We start from the raw sequence: 1429 nt of genomic DNA, 5'->3' as shown, positions 1-1429 counted from the left end.
GGGAGCAGGCATGATGCACATCCTTCCCTGCAACGCTCCTCAGCGCCGCAGATCATGTGACACCTACCCGCGCATCAGTCCCGAACGAACACGTCACGCGGTACGGCGCGGAACGCTGATTGGATCGCTGGATCGTCGAGCTCACCCTCCTCGATGAGTTCTGTGACCATCTGCTCGCGCAGTGCCTCTGCGCTTGGCGCGACCGGCGCAGGTGCATCGTCGATTTCTGTTCGGGCGAGGTCGGGCTGGGTCATTCAGGCCTTCTTTCGGTTGCTGCGGCGAGGTTGGCGTGGAGGTGGTCGATCGATGTGGTTCCTGGAATCGGTAGGACAGCGGGCGATTGATCCAGGAGCCATCTGATGGCTTCAGGCGCACCGCCGTTGCGAGCGAGCGTTCCGGCACTGAGTGGTGCGTATGGCACGAACGCCAGACCGTGCACGGTGCAGTACTCCAGGACAGCGCGATCTCCTTCGAGATGGTTGAACTTGTTCTGCACGGCGGCGATGGGCGTGATCGCTCGGGCCGCCTCGACCTGGGTGACGGTGGCCTTGGATACCCCGATGTGCCGGATCTTGCCCTCCTCCCGGAGGGCGGCGAGTTCGCCGAGCTGGTCGGCAAGCGGCACGTGGGGGTCGATGCGGTGCAGGTAGTACAGATCGATCCGGTCCAGGGCGAGGCGGCGCAGGCTCATCTCGACGCACTGACGCAGGTACTCCGGGCGGCCTACGGGAGCCCACCGGTTCGGACCCTGCCGGGTCATGCCGCCCTTGGTCGCGATGACCAGGTCGTCCGGGTAGGGGTACAGGGCCTTGCGCATCAGGCGTTCGCTGGTCTCGGGCCCGTAGGCGTCGGCGGTGTCGATGTGGTTGACCCCGAGGTTGACTGCCTCGCGTAGGACTGCCTTGGCGCCGTCCATGTCGGCTGGGTGGAACCAGTGGCCCGGGCCGGTGATCTGCATGGCGCCGTACCCGATGCGGCGGACGGGGAGGTCCCCGCCGATGCTGAACGTCCCGCCCAACTCGGCGGGTGCGGGTGCGGTGTTGGTCATGAGGCCTCCTTCAGGTCGCGCGGGACCTGAAGCACGAGCGCTGCCGCCCGCTCGGCGACGGTCGCCGTGTCCAGGCTGGTGGTGTCGATGTGCTCGATCCGGGCGTTGGTGCGGGTGAGCCGGTCGGCGGCCTCGCGGAAGTAGGTCACTTCGCTTACGGTCGCGTCGGGCCGGTCGTGGTAACGGTTGTGCGCTCCGCGCTGAGTCAGGCGGGCCCGGACGACGCCGGATGCGGCGGTCAGCAGGATCGTCAGGTCCGCCTGGAGGACCGGTGTGTTGATGGTGTCGAGGAAGGTGACGGGGCTTCACCCCGTTTGGTGGACACGCTGATACTGGATCGTGGATCCAGAGGAAGCGAGTTTGATCCGCATGGCTATGAAG

4 protein-coding genes are annotated in these 1429 nt (G+C 66.4%); 1 reads left to right on the top strand and 3 read right to left on the bottom strand.

Annotation, left to right across the window (positions count from 1 at the left end; genetic code table 11):
* Positions 1–74 precede the first annotated feature (74 nt).
* Genes ACYVK7_RS17685 through ACYVK7_RS17675 form a run of 3 tightly spaced genes read right to left on the bottom strand, consistent with a single transcriptional unit; the run spans position 75 to position 1197 of the window.
* Positions 75–254 carry a hypothetical protein gene (locus ACYVK7_RS17685; protein WP_460889037.1) on the bottom strand — a complete coding sequence of 60 codons (180 nt, stop codon included), beginning with the start codon at positions 252–254 and terminating at the stop codon, positions 75–77.
* Complete coding sequence (locus ACYVK7_RS17680) at positions 251–1048, bottom strand: aldo/keto reductase (protein WP_460889036.1); 798 nt, start codon at positions 1046–1048, stop codon at positions 251–253. The genes ACYVK7_RS17685 and ACYVK7_RS17680 overlap by 4 nt, the downstream gene beginning before the upstream one ends.
* Complete coding sequence (locus tag ACYVK7_RS17675; RefSeq protein WP_460889035.1) at positions 1045–1197, bottom strand: hypothetical protein; 153 nt, start codon at positions 1195–1197, stop codon at positions 1045–1047. The genes ACYVK7_RS17680 and ACYVK7_RS17675 overlap by 4 nt, the downstream gene beginning before the upstream one ends.
* A 39-nt stretch (positions 1198–1236) precedes the next feature.
* Between ACYVK7_RS17675 and ACYVK7_RS17670 the strand changes: the two genes are divergently transcribed.
* Positions 1237–1429, top strand: a 193-nt coding sequence (locus tag ACYVK7_RS17670; RefSeq protein WP_460889034.1) for a hypothetical protein, incomplete at its 3' end; no start/stop codon positions are given.

This window comes from Promicromonospora xylanilytica (assembly GCF_054782895.1).
Note: the sequence above shows the minus strand (reverse complement) of the source record. Positions and strands in the feature narration are given on the sequence as shown.

What these genes read in the sequence shown, in the direction of transcription:
- ACYVK7_RS17685 (WP_460889037.1), bottom strand. Translation starts at nt 254, where the DNA reads ATGACCCAGCCCGACCTCGCCCGAACAGAAATCGACGATGCACCTGCG.
- ACYVK7_RS17680 (WP_460889036.1), bottom strand. Translation starts at nt 1,048, where the DNA reads ATGACCAACACCGCACCCGCACCCGCCGAGTTGGGCGGGACGTTCAGC.